This is a genomic window from Bacillus sp. ES1-5, from assembly GCF_022487605.1.
In the GTDB taxonomy this organism is placed as follows: domain Bacteria; phylum Bacillota; class Bacilli; order Bacillales; family Bacillaceae_G; genus Bacillus_A; species Bacillus_A wiedmannii.
In genome coordinates this window covers 1-15941 of sequence record NZ_JAKVPU010000013.1, presented here as the reverse complement: position 1 = coordinate 15941, position 15941 = coordinate 1, and the positions used below count along the sequence as shown (strand labels likewise).

The following is a 15941-nucleotide window of genomic DNA, read 5'->3' as shown; positions in this document are numbered from 1 at the left end:
TTGTTGGGGAACTGAGGGGGGGAATGTATGAAAAATACGTGGCGTGAGTTAAGGGAGATGGACCGAAACATATGGATTCGGTTTATTGGCGAAACGTTAAATGGAATTGCAATGATGATGTTGATGCCTTTTTTTGCCCTATATTTAAAAGATAAGGTGGATTCGTTATTGGAAGTAGGGGTTATTATGGCACTTTCTCCGATTGCCGCAAGTTTCGGTTCTCTTCTTGGTGGGAGGATTGCTGATATATATGGAAGAAAGCCAATAATGATTTTTTCAATGGTGAGTAATGCTTTGTTCATGCTAGGTTTTTTATTTATAGAAGGATTTATTCCTTATGCTATTTTATCTATTTTTTTAGGGCTCAGTAATTCATTATTCCATCCCGCTGCATCAGCAATGGTTGCGGATGTAACGGCACCTGAAAAAAGAACAGAAGCATATGGTTTATTACGAATGGGGCACAATATAGGTGCTGCAATTGGCCCGATAATGGGTGCTTCAGTAGTTATGTTGTCAAAGAACCTTGTGTTTATTATTGCCTCGTCTACGATGTTATTTTATGCATTACTTGTATTCATTCTTATTCAAGAGACAATGCCAAAGAGTGCGAATAAAGAAGAGAATAAAGAAAAGGAATCAGGGGCGGTTTGGAAAATTGTAATGAGAGATAAGGCACTAATGATTTATTTGTTAGCAGGTATCATTATTTCGATGGGATTTTCTCAAACAGAAGGCATGTTGCCGCTGCACTTTGATAATGAAATGAAAGGCATTTTTGGAACTAACAATCCATATCCATATTTAATGGCTTTAAATGGACTATTAGTTGTGTTGTTCCAATTTCAAATTTCAAAATGGGCCACAGATAAACCTGTCGGAAAGACGATGTTATATGGTGCATGTTTGTTCGGAGTTGGTTTGTTCTTTATAGGATGGTTACCGAAGTGGTTTGGAGAATTTGATGCAAATGCTACGATTATTTTAATAACGTTGCTGTTCGTTTATGCCATATATACGTTAGGTGAGATGATTATGTCGCCTGTACAGATGACGTTTGTAGCGAATTTGGCCCCTGAGCACTTGAGAGGGACTTATATGGGAGCTGCCAGTTTGCAGTGGATTACAGGAGGCGCATTTGGTCCACTTCTTGGCGGTTTTTTATTGGATCGATTACTTGGCCACTTTCTATTTACAATTTTAGCTGTAGGATGTGTAGTTGCAGGTATTGTATATGTTTCTTTAGATCGTCTCGTTGAGCAAAGGCAAAAAGGCACACTGACCAAACAATCTTCTTAATGAGTAGATGACATACACAAAAAGGGGATTTCTACATATTTTAGGTACATAACTAGATTGGATTGCAATTTTATCCCGCTATTTGTGGGCAGTAAGACTTCCACCTCAAAATTCGGCGGGAGATAACTGCCCGATTGGTGCGGGCTGATAATTAGTGGGGATGGCCCCTCGTTAATTAAAGTTTCACTGTATTTTAGAATTTAATTTTGTATATTTATGAAGAAAGTTAAGTAGAAAAAGTATAGAAAACCAATAAGTGGTGTCATTTAATTATTTGTGGAAGTTACATTTTATTTCAAATAGGAACTACCTATTTTTATAAAAAGTGCTAAAATAGAAAAATGAAAACAATTGGTTAGGGTGATTTCAGTGACAAAAATTAAATTAGGTTTATTATATGGTGGAAAATCAGCTGAGCATCAAGTTTCGCTACAAACGGCTCTTGCTGCTATTAAAGCATTAAATCAAGATAAATTCGAGATTCATCCAATTTATATTACAGAACAAGGTCAATGGGTGCGCGGTGAGCGTATTGAAGGTGAAGTAACAGATGTTGAAGTTCTAAAAATGAGCGACGCAGAAAATGCGATTTCTCCGTTATCATTAAGCACAGAAATCATTCCATCTGCAGCTTCTGAGGAAAATGCTATCGACGTTATTTTCCCATTATTACATGGACCAAATGGTGAAGATGGAACGGTTCAAGGATTATTAGAATTAATGAACATTCCTTATGTAGGAAATGGTGTTCTAGCATCTGCTGCTGGTATGGATAAAGTTGTTATGAAAAACATCTTCGCAGAAGCTGGATTGAAACAAGCGAAGTATGCATCGTTTATTCGTAGTGCATGGGAAAAAGATTGTGAAACAGCATATGAAAAAGTAGAAGAAGTTTTAGGATATCCTTGCTTCGTAAAACCAGCAAACCTTGGTTCAAGTGTTGGTATTAATAAGTGTAAAAATCGTGAAGAGCTTGAGAATGCATTTGAAGAGGCATTCCAATTTGACCGTAAAATTATTGTAGAAGAAAATATCGTTGGACGTGAAGTAGAAGTTGGTGTACTAGGTAATGATGAACCGAAATGTTCAGTTGTAGGTGAAATCGTACCGAAAAAGGACTTCTATGATTATAAGTCGAAATATATCGATGGTGATACAGCGTTAATTATTCCAGCTGAAATGACAGAAGAAGAGTCTAATGTCATTAAGCGAGATGCGATTATTGCATTCCAATCGTTAGATAGTGCTGGCTTAACAAGAGCTGATTTCTTCTTAACGAAAGATGGAGAAGTATATATTAACGAAGTGAATACGATGCCAGGGTTTACGCCGTTTAGTATGTTCCCTCTACTATGGCAACATACTGGATTACCGTATCCGGAATTAATTGAAGAGCTAATTCGTTTAGCGATTGAGCGTCACGAAGAAAAACAAAAAATTAAATATACAATCTAACAAAAAAGGAGGAAGCACTATTCGCAGGAATAGTGCTTCCTCTATGTAAGGAGTGTTCTCATGATAAATCGAACGTTAAAACAAGTAGAACAGATGGTAAATGGTACGGGATTAGCAGAGCAATATGAGGGAATTACTATACAAGGAGTGTCTATTGATACGAGAAAAATCGAAAAAGGCAACCTATATGTTCCGATTCAAGGTGAACGTTTCGATGGACACGCTTTTGTAGATAAAGCCGTTGAAAATGGAGCTGTGGCGACATTATGGATGAAAGATGTAGCAAATCCACCTGAGAATCTTCCCGTTATTTTTGTAGAAGACACGCTATCGGCATTACAAATGTTAGCGAAAAACTATCGCGATCAATTGGATGTGAAAGTTATTGGTGTGACAGGGAGTAATGGTAAAACATCTACAAAAGATATTGTAACAAGTCTTCTTTCGACTAAATTCAAAGTTCAAAAAACAGAAGGAAACTTCAATAACCATATTGGGTTACCTCTTACTATTTTAAACTTAGAAGAAAATACAGAAGTAGCTGTATTAGAGATGGGTATGTCGAGCCGAGGAGAAATTGAATTCTTATCTAAGTTAGCACGTCCAAATGCAGCTATCATTACGAACATCGGTGAGGCACATTTAATGGATTTAGGCTCTCGTGAAGCAATTGCTGAAGCGAAATTAGAAATTGTGACAGGATTACAAGAAGGTGGAGTATTCGTATATAACGGAGATGAGCCATTATTAACAAATCGTGTTCCTGAAATGAATTTAATAGCTGAAACAGTTACATTTGGTGATGCTAGAGCAAATGATTATTATCCAACTACTGTAGCATTACAGGCGACTGGGACACATTTTAAAATGAATAGAGATGAAAATATTTCATTCTACTTACCAGTATTGGGGAAACATAATGTGTATAATACGCTTGCTTCAATGGCAATTGCGAAACATTTTGGTGTAACATGGGAAGAAATGAAACAAGGTTTAGTAACACTTCAAATGACGGGCATGCGTATGGAAATTGTAAAAACGGATAGTGGATTAACAATTATTAATGATGCTTATAATGCAAGTCCGACAGCTATGGAAGCAGCATTCCACTTAATGAACGGTTTAGATGGATTTGCTAAGAAGATCGTTGTACTCGGTGATATGTTAGAGCTTGGAAATCAAGAAGTACAGTTTCATTATGAAGTCGGTAAATTAATCGATCCAGCAAAAATTGCATATGTGTTCACGTATGGTAAATTAGGGGCTCAAATTGCTGAAGGAGCGAAAATTAATTTCCCTATTGAGCGTGTAAAAGCGTATGATAATAAAGAAGAGCTAGTAAAAGAGTTACAAGCAGTAGTTGATGTGAAAGATGTTGTATTAATAAAAGCATCTCGCGGCATGAAATTGGAAGAAGTAATTACGATGTTGAAATAATTGGTGTATATAAATAGGGATGATAGATGCGAAAATAGAAGAAACTTATAATAAGCGCTTACAGTAAATATAAAAAAATAAAAGTGAAGAAAAAAACTCTGAATATGAAAATAAGGTAACAGTTGGGTTTGCTTTTTGCACATACAAAACTTATAATTGATAAAGTGTAATAACGTTTAGAAGTATTTTCGCGAAGAATATACGCCCGTTTATATACGTGAGCATTCAGGAAAAGGGCTTTTCCGCAAATTCGGAAAACGCCTTTTTTTAAATGATAAGTATAGGATAGAAAAGGAGAAGTAACATTGACAACATTTCGAGAATTAGGATTAAGTGAGTCTTTACTACAATCTGTTGAAAGTATGGGCTTTGAAGAGGCTACGCCGATTCAAGCTGAAACAATTCCACATGCATTGCAAGGTAAGGATATTATTGGGCAAGCGCAAACAGGTACAGGGAAAACAGCAGCATTCGGATTACCACTATTAGATAAAGTGGATACAAATAAAGAAGCAGTTCAAGGTATTGTTATCGCGCCAACGCGTGAATTAGCAATTCAAGTTGGAGAAGAGCTGTACAAAATTGGTAAACATAAACGCGTTCGTATTTTACCAATCTATGGTGGTCAAGATATTAACCGCCAAATTCGTGCTCTAAAAAAACACCCACACATTATTGTTGGTACGCCGGGTCGTATTTTAGATCATATTAACCGTAAAACACTTCGCTTACAAAACGTAGAGACAGTTGTTCTTGACGAAGCGGATGAAATGTTAAACATGGGCTTCATTGAAGATATTGAAGCGATTTTAACAGATGTGCCAGATACACATCAAACATTATTATTCTCAGCGACAATGCCAGATCCAATCCGTCGTATTGCTGAGCGTTTCATGACTGAGCCTCAACACATTAAAGTAAAAGCAAAAGAAGTAACAATGCCAAACATTCAGCAGTTCTATTTAGAAGTGCAAGAAAAGAAAAAGTTTGACGTGTTAACACGCTTATTAGATATTCAATCTCCAGAGCTTGCAATCGTATTCGGTCGTACAAAGCGTCGTGTTGATGAATTATCAGAAGCATTAAACTTACGTGGTTATGCAGCAGAAGGTATTCACGGTGACTTAACACAAGCGAAGCGTATGTCTGTATTACGTAAATTTAAAGAAGGTGCTATTGAAGTTCTTGTTGCAACAGACGTTGCTGCACGTGGTCTTGATATTTCAGGCGTAACACATGTATATAACTTCGATATCCCACAAGATCCAGAATCATACGTTCACCGTATCGGTCGTACTGGCCGTGCAGGTAAAAAAGGTATTGCAATGTTATTTGTAACACCACGTGAATCAGGACAATTAAAAAATATCGAGCGCACTACAAAACGTAAAGTTGATCGTATGGAAGCACCGACACTTGACGAGGCATTAGAAGGTCAACAACGTTTAATCGCTGAAAAACTTCAAAGCACAATTGAAAATGATAATTTATCATACTACAAGCGTATTGCAGAAGAAATGTTAGAAGAGAATGATTCTGTAACAGTAGTAGCTGCTGCTTTAAAAATGATGACAAAAGAGCCAGATACAACTCCAATCGCTTTAACGTCAGAACCACCAGTTGTTTCAAGAGGTGGCGGTTCTAAAAAACGCGGCGGTAACGGAGGCGGATACCGTGATGGTAACCGTAATCGTAGTCGTGACGGACGCGGCGGTGGCGATGGTCGTAACCGTGATCGCAATCGTGATGGTGGTAGCCGTGGTGGCGATGGCCGTAACCGTGATCGCAATCGTGATGGTGGTAGCCGTGGTCGTAAAGGTGAAGGTCAAGGTCGCCCTGGATCTTCAAATGGACGTGGCGAAAGAAAACATCATAGCCGTCCACAAGCTTAATAAAAAAAGAGAATGCCCTTTGTTGGCATTCTCTTTTTTTATTTCTGTAATTGTACATACTACATAATAACTTGTGTAGAAAAGAGGTGTTACATGCTTGTAAGACTTGGGTATGTTGCGATGAGTGTACATTTAAAGAATGCATCTCCATCTCAAACGATGACATATGCGCAGTTTCAACGAATTGATGATCGGGAGGCTGCAATTCGTAAACTCGAAAGAATTGCTAATTCGAATTTAGAAAATTGTTTACGGTTATTAAAGCATAATAAAGGGCATGATATATCTTTCTTTCGGCTTAGTTCCAAACTTGTTCCTTTGGCGAATCATGAGGAGTTGTTAGAGTGGAACTATATTCGCCCCTTGAAAGAAAATTTAAAAGTGCTAGGTGATTACGCTATTCGAATGAATATGCGTATTGATTTTCATCCAGATCATTTTGTTGTGCTGAATTCACCTGAGAAGAATATTTTTAAACAATCTGTAAAGACATTGCAGATGCATAAAAAATTATTAAAAGGTATGGGAATTGCACATAAGCAACGATGCGTATTACATGTGGGTGGAGGTTATAACGATAAGGAACTCGCATTAGAACGATTTATAGAAAATTGGTCAAGTGTTCCAAGAAGTATCCAAGAGATGATCATATTAGAAAATGATGATACGACTTTTTCTTTAGAAGAAACATTGTATTTAGGTGAAAAATTAGATGTTCCAGTCGTGTTTGATTTGCATCACCATATGATGAATAATGATCGAGAAGATTGGCATGAAGATTGGGCGCGTGTTGTACATACGTGGGAATCGTCTTTGTTACCAGTGAAAATGCACATTTCTAGTCCTAGAGAGGGAAAAGACCCGAGAGCACATGCGGACTTTATTAATGTAGATACTTTTTTATCTTTTTTAAAAAAGATAAAGGGAAGTGTTTCGCAAATTGATTGTATGATTGAGGCGAAGAAGAAGGATGAGTCTTTATTTCAATTAATGAGAGATTTAAGTAAACAAACAGATGTAGAAATTGTCGATGGTGCGAGCTTTTATATTAAATAAGCTCTGCACCATCGGATTTTTTTGTTAATAAAGGGGTGCAAATACCGCCAATGATTAATCCTGTTAAATGGCTTATAGGGTTAGCAGAGGGATTGAAGAAAGTGAATAGTAGTAATATACATATCATGATTGAAAAAATAGCGATGTCTCTTGGATTGGGAGAACGATATCGACTATACAATAGAAATAATTGTGCACCTAGCAATCCGAAAATACCACCAGATGCCCCGGCATGAATATATTCAAGAGGCATAATGAGATAAGAAGAAATATTTCCAAGAATACCAGAAAGGAAAAAAATAATGATGAAAGAAAAGTGTCCTAGTTGTTTTTCAATAGAAGAGCCAAGCACAAATAAACAAATACTATTAGAAAGGAAATGTTGTAAGTCTACATGTACAAGTAAGGAAGTTATGAGACGCCACCATTCTCCTTTAGCGATATATTCATTGTAGGATGCCATAGGAAAAAGAAGGAAGTCGCTTGACATAATCATGACTAATTGTATGAGAAGTAAAGCGATGACGATTGGTTGTAAGGAAATGCGGGCAGAAGGTATTAGCATGTTGTGAGTATCACTCCTTTTGCATCAGAAAGATTCTCTGTTATTCTTACAATATGAAAAAAGAAAGCTAAATAGAAGAAGGGGATTTTGAAATGATTGTAGGGATTGGAATCGATATTATTGAATTGAATCGAATTGAAAAAATGCTAGATGGAAAACTTAAATTTATGGAGCGTATTTTAACTGAAAGTGAACGTAATGTTGCTAAGGAGCTGAAGGGAAGTCGCCTTACAGAGTTTGTAGCTGGAAGATTTGCAGCGAAAGAGGCGTATTCAAAAGCGGTAGGAACTGGTATTGGAAAAGAAGTAAGTTTTTTAGATATTGAAGTAAGGAATGATGATAGAGGTAAGCCGATTCTCGTTACAAGTACAGAGCATATTGTTCATTTATCAATTAGTCATAGTAAGGAATTTGCTGTTGCTCAAGTTGTTTTAGAAAGCTCGTCACGCTAGTCTGCATATTTTATATCTTTGTCTCATATATTTGATGTAGCGATAAGGAAGGTACATCTTCCATTCATTTATAGGGGCAAAGGGGCTGAAGTGATGAAAAGGCGTCTGTTTTTAGTTCTTGTCGGTTTATTAACCGTTTTTGTGTTGGCGGGTTGTATGGAAAAGAAACAAGATGATGTTGTGAGAGATTTAGAGGCGAAAGTAAAAGGGATGAAAAGTTATCAAGCTGAAGCAAAATTATCTATTAAAACAGGGAATGAGCCTCAGGAGTACAAGGTAGAAATATGGCATAAGGAACCTTCTTTTTATCGTGTGAATTTGCAGAATGCGAAAAAAGATCAAAGCCAAATTATTTTAAGAAATGAAGAAGGGGTATTTGTATTAACGCCAGCACTTAATAAGAGTTTCCGTTTCCAAAGTGATTGGCCGCAAAATAGTAGCCAGGCTTACTTATATGAATCCCTTGTGAGAGATATTTTACAGGATAAGAAAAACCTTACTTTTGAAAAAACAGATAAGTATTATATTTTTAAAACAAAAACAAACTATCAACATCAAAACATGTTGCCGAAACAAGAGATTACATTGAAGAAAAGTGATTTAACACCAGTTTCGGTGAAGTTAATGGATAATGATCAAAATGTTCTTGTGAAAGTAGATTTCTCAAAAGTGAAATTTGATGCGAAATTTGATAAAGGTGCATTTGATACGAAACAAAATATGTCTAGGGCGCAAGTAGATGTTCAAACAGCAGCGAAAGAAGACAAACCATTTGCTATTTTGTATCCGCGTGATACGCCGCAAGGTATGGTTTTGAAAGATGAAAAAGAGTTGAAGACAGACAGTGGCAAGCGTGCGATACTCACATACACTGGAAGTAAGAAATCCTTTACTTTGATACAAGAAAAGGCAAAAGTTGCAGAGGCTTCGTCAGCGATAAGTGTGAGCGGAGAATTGGTTGATCTTGGCTTTACAATTGGGGCATTGACGAAAGATTCTTTAACGTGGTCGCATAACGGAGTAGAATATATGCTCGTGTCTAAAGGTTTAGAGCCGAAGGAGCTATTAATGGTTGCTCGTTCAGTTACAGAGAAGCAAGTGAAGTAAACTTCTTAGACGTGGTGATATATGTGCACCACGTCTTTTCTTAGTTTGAAGGGTGGATTTCATAAAAGAAGCATATAAAAGAATAAGCTTCGCATATCGTGTATAAGGAAGTGTATTTATGGAAGAAGCACCATTTTACCGTGACACTTGGGTGGAAGTGGATTTAGATGCGATCTATAACAATATTACACACATTAAAGATTTCATTCCAAGTGATGTAGAGATTTTTGCTGTAGTCAAAGCGAATGCATATGGACACGATTATGTACCGGTAGCTAAAACGGCATTAGAAGCAGGGGCGACAAGGTTAGCGGTTGCTTTTTTAGATGAAGCTCTAGTGCTTCGAAGGGCTGGTATTACTGTGCCGATTTTAGTGTTAGGTCCTTCCCCGCCTCGTGATGTCAATGTAGCTGCTGAAAATGATGTAGCGTTAACTGTTTTTCAAAAAGAATGGGTGGATGAAGCGATCAAACTTTGGGATGGTTCATCTACAATGAAATACCATATTAATTTCGATAGTGGTATGGGAAGAATTGGAATACGCGAACGAAAAGAATTAAAAGGATTTTTAAAGAGTTTAGAAGGTGCGCCATTTTTAGAATTAGAAGGAGTTTATACACATTTTGCAACAGCGGATGAGGTGGAGACTTCTTACTTTGATAAGCAATATAACACATTTTTGCAGCAGTTAAGTTGGTTGAAAGAGTTCGGAGTGGATCCTAAATTTGTCCATACAGCTAATAGTGCTGCAACGCTACGTTTTCAAGGGATTACATTTAATGCAGTACGAATTGGCATTGCGATGTATGGGTTATCCCCGTCTGTAGAAATACGCCCTTTTTTACCGTTTAAATTAGAACCAGCGCTATCACTGCATACGAAAGTTGCTCATATTAAACAGGTGATTAAAGGGGATGGGATTAGTTATAACGTCACTTACCGAACGAAGACGGAGGAATGGATTGCAACTGTTGCGATTGGATATGCAGATGGATGGCTTAGAAGATTACAAGGGTTCGAAGTGCTTATAAATGGTAAAAGGGTACCGATTGTAGGTCGAGTAACAATGGATCAATTCATGATACACCTTCCTTGTGAAGTACCGCTTGGTACGAAAGTTACACTCATTGGAAAACAAGGTGATGAGTATATTAGTGCTACTGAGGTTGCTGAATATTCTGGGACTATTAATTATGAAATTATTGCAACGATAAGCTTCCGTGTGCCGAGAATATTCATACGGCACGGCAAGGTTGTAGAAGTAATCAATTATTTGAACAATATATAGAAGGTAGTATGATTTGCTTCTTGTCATTTGAGAGGACTGTTCATTGGTTAAGAATAAGCTCATTTTTGATGAGAAGCTTTTTACTTATCATTACTTTTAACATAATTTAAAGTGAATTTTGCTGGGAAACTCTTTCGTTTCTTGTTTGTAATAAGATAAAAATAAAAGAATATGAATGTTTTGTTTGTGAATTGGAAAACATAAGCAAGGAATAAGGAAGTCTTTGCAACAGGCCCCATACAATGGTATTATTACAATAGGTGTCATATATATATTTGGGTGTGTAGTTGACGGTGGAGGTGTATTTTTGTGTCCGAATCAAGTGTAACTACTGAAATCGTGGTTCGGTTGCCAAAGCAAATGGTAACGGAATTGGACGGAATTGGAAAACAAGAGAATAAGAATCGCCATGAACTAATTTGCCAGGCAACACAACTGTTATTGCGTCAACATAAGACGAAGAAACGCTACCAACATGAATCAATGCGACGTGGGTACATTGAAATGGGAAAAATTAATCTTGGTATTGCATCGGAAGCTTTCTTAGCAGAGTATGAAGCAGCTCATACAGTAGAACGCTTAGTTAGCGGGGGGTAATATTTTGATTGTAAAACGCGGCGACGTGTATTTTGCAGACCTTTCCCCAGTTGTTGGTTCTGAGCAAGGAGGCGTTCGTCCGGTTCTTGTCATTCAAAATGACATCGGAAATCGTTTTAGTCCAACGGTGATTGTAGCGGCTATTACTGCACAGATTCAAAAAGCTAAATTACCCACTCATGTGGAAATTGATGCGAAAAAGTATGGTTTTGAGAGAGATTCTGTTATTTTACTTGAGCAGATTCGAACAATCGATAAGCAGCGCTTAACGGACAAAATCACTCACTTAGATGAAGTGATGATGATTCGTGTAGATGAAGCGCTACAAATTAGTTTAGGACTAATAGATTTTTAAATCGGCAGTTTAAGTTGCTCTCTTTACAGGGCAACTTTTTTTTATTATAGAGGAGGTTACGGTTGTATATGGAAATGGTAGATAATCGACAAGCGTTAATGAAAATGTTAGTGAAGGAATTAGGCTTTACCGAAAAGCAAGTTCGTCATGTTATTCAATTAACAGAAGAAGGTAACACAGTTCCATTTATTGCTCGTTACCGAAAAGAATGGACAGGCTCTTTAGATGAGGTGCAAATTCGTACAATTTTAGAGAGATGGCAATATATGATGCAGCTTGAAGATAGGAAAGAAGAGGTTCTTCGTCTTATTGATGAGAAGGGGAAACTGACAGGAGAGTTACGTCAGCAAATTGTTAAAGCTGTAAAGTTGCAAGAAGTAGAAGATTTATATCGTCCATATAAAGAGAAAAGAAGAACGAAAGCAACGATTGCAAAAGAAAAAGGACTAGAGCCGTTAGCTGAATGGTTATTGTTATATAAGAAAGAAGATCCAAATCAGAAGGCAATGGAGTTTATTAACGCAGAGAAAGAAGTGCAATCTGCAGAAGAAGCATTACAAGGTGCCCAAGACATTATTGCAGAAATCATTTCAGATGAAGCAGCTTATCGTAGTTGGATTCGGAATGTTACTTTTAGAAAAGGTGTTATGTCTTCGTCCGTAAAAGATGAAGAGAAAGATGAAAAGAATATATATGAAATGTATTACAGTTATGAAGAACCGTTGCAGAAAGTAGTACCGCATCGTGTATTAGCGATGAATCGCGGTGAGAAAGAAGCTATATTGAGAGTTTCTGTTGTTCCACCAGTAGATGAGATAGTAACTTTCTTATATAAGAGAGTAATTCGTGATAACGATTCTAAAAGTGCACATTATGTAAAGTTAGCAATTGAGGATGGTTATAAACGATTAATTCAATCCTCCATTGAAAGAGAGATTCGAAAAGAATTAACAGAAACCGCTGAGGAACAAGCGATACATATTTTCTCTGAGAACTTACGTAATTTGTTATTACAACCTCCAATGAAAGGAAAGGTTGTGTTAGCTGTAGATCCTGCATATAGAACGGGTTGTAAATTAGCTGTTGTAGATGATACGGGGAAGGTTCTATATATTGATGTTATTTATCCGCATCCACCTGTTCGTAAATATGAAGATGCAAAAACGAAAGTTCTTTCTATTATAGATAAATATCAAGTTGAAATGATTGCGATTGGGAATGGTACAGCTTCTAGAGAATCGGAAGAATTTATAGTTGATGTATTACAAAATGTGAAACAAGAAGTCTTCTATATTATTGTGAACGAAGCTGGTGCGAGTGTATATTCGGCCTCTGATTTAGCTCGTGAGGAATTTCCGAATTTACAGGTTGAAGAAAGAAGTGCTGTTTCTATTGGGAGACGTCTGCAAGATCCACTTGCTGAACTTGTGAAGATTGATCCTAAATCAGTTGGGGTTGGACAATACCAACATGATGTATCTCAAAAGAGGTTGAATGAATCATTAACATTTGTAGTAGAGACGGCAGTTAACCAAGTCGGTGTGAATGTAAATACAGCCTCAGTTGCGTTATTGCAATATGTTTCGGGTTTATCGAAAACCGTTGCGAAAAATATTGTGGCAAAGCGTGAAGAAGAAGGGAAATTTACAAAACGAACAGACTTAAAGAAAATACCGCGTCTAGGTGCGAAGACATATGAACAATGCATAGGTTTCTTACGTATATTAGAAGGGGCAAATCCGTTAGATCGAACGGGTATTCATCCAGAACAATATAAAAATGTTGAAGTGTTATTGAAGAGTCTAGGGTTATCAAAAGATGACGTAGGGCAATTGCAATTACAAAAGAGCTTAGAAGAAGTGGAGATTTCTAAATTATCGCAAGAAACGGGAGTTGGGGAGCCAACATTAGTTGATATTATAGATGCGCTCATTAGTCCAGAGCGAGACATGAGGGATGAGTTGCCTAAACCGCTTCTGAAAAAAGGGATTTTGAAATTAGAAGATTTAAAACGTGGTATGGAACTGGAAGGAACAGTTCGTAACGTTGTTGATTTTGGTGCTTTTGTTGATGTAGGTGTAAAACAAGATGGTTTAGTACATATTTCTAAACTAAGCAAACAGTATGTGAAGCATCCGTTAGATATTGTATCTGTCGGACAAATCGTAAAGGTATGGGTAGATGATATTGATACGAAAAAAGGTCGCGTTGCACTATCTATGTTGCCGATAGAATAGTAAGAGAAGAGAGCGGATGAAACTGCTCTCTTTTTTTATGGGATAAAACGTGTAATGGATTATGAGCTTTGATGTATTTTGCTATAATAAAACCAGCATTCATTTAGTAATTTAATTTGATACCGGTTTTTTTCAAAATATGCGCGTTGCATTTGTTTTTTTAGCCACGTAGGCATAGGAATCCCTCCTTGTTTAATCCTACTCTCAACAATCTAAGGTACTATTGATGAGAGGTTGGTGAGTGGATTTCTATTCATGCTATATTTTTAGAAACCACGCTTCTTGAATGAGGATGGGTATATGTACTATTTAATATATGTATAAGGGAGGAGAAAAGTGTAAAAATATTTTTTAGTTTAGGAGGAATGAGAGTGGATAAGCAAGAGATACAGCGTCTGGTGGAAGAAGTATCACTACAATACTTCGGAATGCCATTTTTACATAAAGCTATGTTCAATAGTAGGTTGCGTACAACTGGTGGGCGTTATCTATTGAATACACACAATATTGAACTGAATTATCGATATTACGAAATGTATGGGAAAGAAGAGTTAGTTGGAATCATTAAACATGAGCTTTGTCATTATCACTTGCATATTACAGGAAGGGGCTATAAGCACCGGGATAGAGATTTTCGTGAATTGTTAAAAGAAGTTGATGCGCCACGCTTTTGTAAACGAATAATTAATGAAGAAAAGGAAAAAAAGGTTTATACGTATGAATGTATGGGCTGTTCGCTTCAATATGTAAGAAGACGTCAAATAAATACAAAAAGATATGTCTGTGGAAAGTGTAAAGGGAAACTGAACCTGATAAAGAAAACATCTTGACAGTGAAAACGCAATCCAGTATATTATAAACATGTCACGTTTGTACAAGATGTTGTGAAAAAACATCTTGACTTACGATAAGAAATTTTATAAGATACAAATTGTCTTTATTATTCCGCAGTAGCTCAGTGGTAGAGCTATCGGCTGTTAACCGATCGGTCGTAGGTTCGAGTCCTACCTGCGGAGCCATACAGAGAAGTACCCAAGTGGCTCAAGGGGCTCCCCTGCTAAGGGAGTAGATCGCTAACGCGGTGCGAGGGTTCGAATCCCTTCTTCTCTGCCATACATACTGGCCCGTTGGTCAAGTGGTTAAGACACCGCCCTTTCACGGCGGTAACACGGGTTCGAATCCCGTACGGGTCACCACTTCGGAGGATTAGCTCAGCTGGGAGAGCACCTGCCTTACAAGCAGGGGGTCGGCGGTTCGATCCCGTCATCCTCCACCATATAAAATATATAAGTAATATCATCGCGGGGTGGAGCAGCACGGTAGCTCGTCGGGCTCATAACCCGAAGGTCGCAGGTTCAAATCCTGTCCCCGCAACCAAATGGTCCCGTGGTGTAGTGGTTAACATGCCTGCCTGTCACGCAGGAGATCGCCGGTTCGACCCCGGTCGGGACCGCCATTTTAACTTCTGCTATTTGGCAGTTGTTTTTTATTGGACATTATGTTACAATAACATTTGTCTTTGAAAAGAAGATAAATATTTCGATGGGCTATAGCCAAGCGGTAAGGCAACGGACTTTGACTCCGTCATGCGCTGGTTCGAATCCAGCTAGCCCAGCCATTTACGAGCCATTAGCTCAGTTGGTAGAGCATCTGACTTTTAATCAGAGGGTCGAAGGTTCGAATCCTTCATGGCTCACTTTTGTTTTTTCCGCGCGGTCGTGGCGGAACGGCAGACGCGCTAGGTTGAGGGCCTAGTGGGGGAAACCCCGTGGAGGTTCAAGTCCTCTCGGCCGCATCAAAAATCTTTTTTAAAAAAGTACTTGCATTTGAAAATGTAGTATGATAAGATAATTGAGTCGCCAAAATACAACGACGAAAAAACATCATGAATAAGCGCCCGTAGCTCAATTGGATAGAGCGTTTGACTACGGATCAAGAGGTTAGGGGTTCGACTCCTCTCGGGCGCGCCATAACGGGAAGTGGCTCAGCTTGGTAGAGCACCTGGTTTGGGACCAGGGGGTCGCAGGTTCAAATCCTGTCTTCCCGACCACGCGGGTGTAGTTTAGTGGTAAAACAAGAGCCTTCCAAGCTCTGGTCGAGAGTTCGATTCTCTTCACCCGCTTTTAGTTCTTTGAAAACTGAACGAAACAAACAACGTGAAACGTCAATTTTTATTTTTAGATGCTAGACAAACTAACTTT

General features: G+C 37.9%; 14 protein-coding genes and 12 tRNA genes. 24 read left to right on the top strand and 2 right to left on the bottom strand.

Features of this window, described 5'->3' with window-relative positions; translation table 11 throughout:
* Positions 1-27 precede the first annotated feature (27 nt).
* From MKO96_RS26905 to uvsE, 5 genes are all read left to right on the top strand, one after another.
* Complete coding sequence (locus tag MKO96_RS26905) at positions 28-1299, top strand: MDR family MFS transporter (protein ID WP_046956658.1); 1272 nt, start codon at positions 28-30, stop codon at positions 1297-1299.
* A gap of 369 nt (positions 1300-1668) precedes the next feature.
* Positions 1669-2754 carry a D-alanine--D-alanine ligase gene (locus MKO96_RS26900; protein WP_087979184.1) on the top strand — a complete coding sequence of 362 codons (1086 nt, stop codon included), beginning with the start codon at positions 1669-1671 and terminating at the stop codon, positions 2752-2754.
* Between the two features lie 60 nt (positions 2755-2814).
* Positions 2815-4191, top strand: a complete 1377-nt coding sequence (murF, locus tag MKO96_RS26895) for a UDP-N-acetylmuramoyl-tripeptide--D-alanyl-D-alanine ligase (RefSeq protein ID WP_087979185.1) — start codon at positions 2815-2817, stop codon at positions 4189-4191.
* Between the two features lie 305 nt (positions 4192-4496).
* Positions 4497-6083, top strand: a complete 1587-nt coding sequence (gene cshA / locus MKO96_RS26890; RefSeq protein ID WP_000206596.1) for a degradosome RNA helicase CshA — start codon at positions 4497-4499, stop codon at positions 6081-6083.
* A 93-nt stretch (positions 6084-6176) separates the two neighbouring features.
* A complete protein-coding gene (uvsE, locus tag MKO96_RS26885; protein WP_087979186.1) occupies positions 6177-7139 on the top strand; it encodes a UV DNA damage repair endonuclease UvsE in 963 nt (320 codons plus the stop codon).
* On the opposite strand, the gene MKO96_RS26880 is transcribed toward uvsE, so the two are convergent.
* Positions 7132-7704, bottom strand: a complete 573-nt coding sequence (locus MKO96_RS26880; protein WP_087979187.1) for a rhomboid family intramembrane serine protease — start codon at positions 7702-7704, stop codon at positions 7132-7134. The two genes, uvsE and MKO96_RS26880, sit on opposite strands and share 8 nt — an antisense overlap.
* A 92-nt stretch (positions 7705-7796) precedes the next feature.
* On the opposite strand from MKO96_RS26880, the gene acpS reads away from it, so the two are divergent.
* From acpS to MKO96_RS26850, 6 genes are all read left to right on the top strand, one after another.
* Positions 7797-8156, top strand: a complete 360-nt coding sequence (gene acpS, locus MKO96_RS26875) for a holo-ACP synthase (RefSeq protein WP_000635044.1) — start codon at positions 7797-7799, stop codon at positions 8154-8156.
* A 156-nt stretch (positions 8157-8312) separates the two neighbouring features.
* On the top strand, positions 8313-9263 hold the full coding sequence (locus MKO96_RS26870) for a LolA family protein (protein ID WP_140386643.1): 951 nt from the start codon (positions 8313-8315) through the stop codon (positions 9261-9263).
* A gap of 118 nt (positions 9264-9381) precedes the next feature.
* Complete coding sequence (gene alr, locus MKO96_RS26865) at positions 9382-10551, top strand: alanine racemase (RefSeq protein WP_000390587.1); 1170 nt, start codon at positions 9382-9384, stop codon at positions 10549-10551.
* Positions 10552-10860: 309 nt separating this feature from the next.
* The gene (locus MKO96_RS26860; protein ID WP_000004570.1) at positions 10861-11148 is read left to right on the top strand and encodes an antitoxin EndoAI; all 288 of its coding nucleotides are present in this window, start codon (positions 10861-10863) and stop codon (positions 11146-11148) included.
* A 4-nt stretch (positions 11149-11152) separates the two neighbouring features.
* Positions 11153-11503: a type II toxin-antitoxin system endoribonuclease NdoA gene (ndoA, locus tag MKO96_RS26855; protein ID WP_000635963.1), complete on the top strand. Its 351-nt coding sequence runs from the start codon at positions 11153-11155 to the stop codon at positions 11501-11503.
* 68 nt (positions 11504-11571) lie between these two features.
* The gene (locus MKO96_RS26850; protein ID WP_240589201.1) at positions 11572-13740 is read left to right on the top strand and encodes a Tex family protein; all 2169 of its coding nucleotides are present in this window, start codon (positions 11572-11574) and stop codon (positions 13738-13740) included.
* 59 nt (positions 13741-13799) lie between these two features.
* Here the strand turns inward: MKO96_RS26850 and cmpA are convergent, their stop codons facing one another.
* Complete coding sequence (cmpA, locus tag MKO96_RS26845; RefSeq protein ID WP_001143642.1) at positions 13800-13916, bottom strand: cortex morphogenetic protein CmpA; 117 nt, start codon at positions 13914-13916, stop codon at positions 13800-13802.
* 189 nt (positions 13917-14105) lie between these two features.
* Between cmpA and MKO96_RS26840 the strand changes: the two genes are divergently transcribed.
* From MKO96_RS26840 to MKO96_RS26780, 13 genes are all read left to right on the top strand, one after another.
* The gene (locus tag MKO96_RS26840; RefSeq protein ID WP_240589200.1) at positions 14106-14570 is read left to right on the top strand and encodes a SprT family protein; all 465 of its coding nucleotides are present in this window, start codon (positions 14106-14108) and stop codon (positions 14568-14570) included.
* 114 nt (positions 14571-14684) lie between these two features.
* Positions 14685-14759: transfer RNA gene (locus MKO96_RS26835), tRNA-Asn, on the top strand.
* Between the two features lie 3 nt (positions 14760-14762).
* Positions 14763-14853 (top strand) — tRNA-Ser (locus MKO96_RS26830).
* Positions 14854-14861: 8 nt separating this feature from the next.
* Positions 14862-14936: transfer RNA gene (locus MKO96_RS26825), tRNA-Glu, on the top strand.
* Between the two features lie 4 nt (positions 14937-14940).
* A tRNA-Val gene (locus MKO96_RS26820) sits at positions 14941-15016 on the top strand.
* 24 nt (positions 15017-15040) lie between these two features.
* Positions 15041-15117 (top strand) — tRNA-Met (locus MKO96_RS26815).
* A gap of 3 nt (positions 15118-15120) precedes the next feature.
* Positions 15121-15196: transfer RNA gene (locus MKO96_RS26810), tRNA-Asp, on the top strand.
* Between the two features lie 87 nt (positions 15197-15283).
* Positions 15284-15358 (top strand) — tRNA-Gln (locus MKO96_RS26805).
* 5 nt (positions 15359-15363) lie between these two features.
* Positions 15364-15436, top strand: a tRNA-Lys gene (locus MKO96_RS26800).
* 16 nt (positions 15437-15452) lie between these two features.
* A tRNA-Leu gene (locus tag MKO96_RS26795) sits at positions 15453-15535 on the top strand.
* Positions 15536-15633: 98 nt separating this feature from the next.
* A tRNA-Arg gene (locus MKO96_RS26790) sits at positions 15634-15710 on the top strand.
* Positions 15711-15713: 3 nt separating this feature from the next.
* Positions 15714-15790: transfer RNA gene (locus MKO96_RS26785), tRNA-Pro, on the top strand.
* A 1-nt stretch (position 15791) separates the two neighbouring features.
* Positions 15792-15862 (top strand) — tRNA-Gly (locus MKO96_RS26780).
* Positions 15863-15941: the final 79 nt, after the last annotated feature.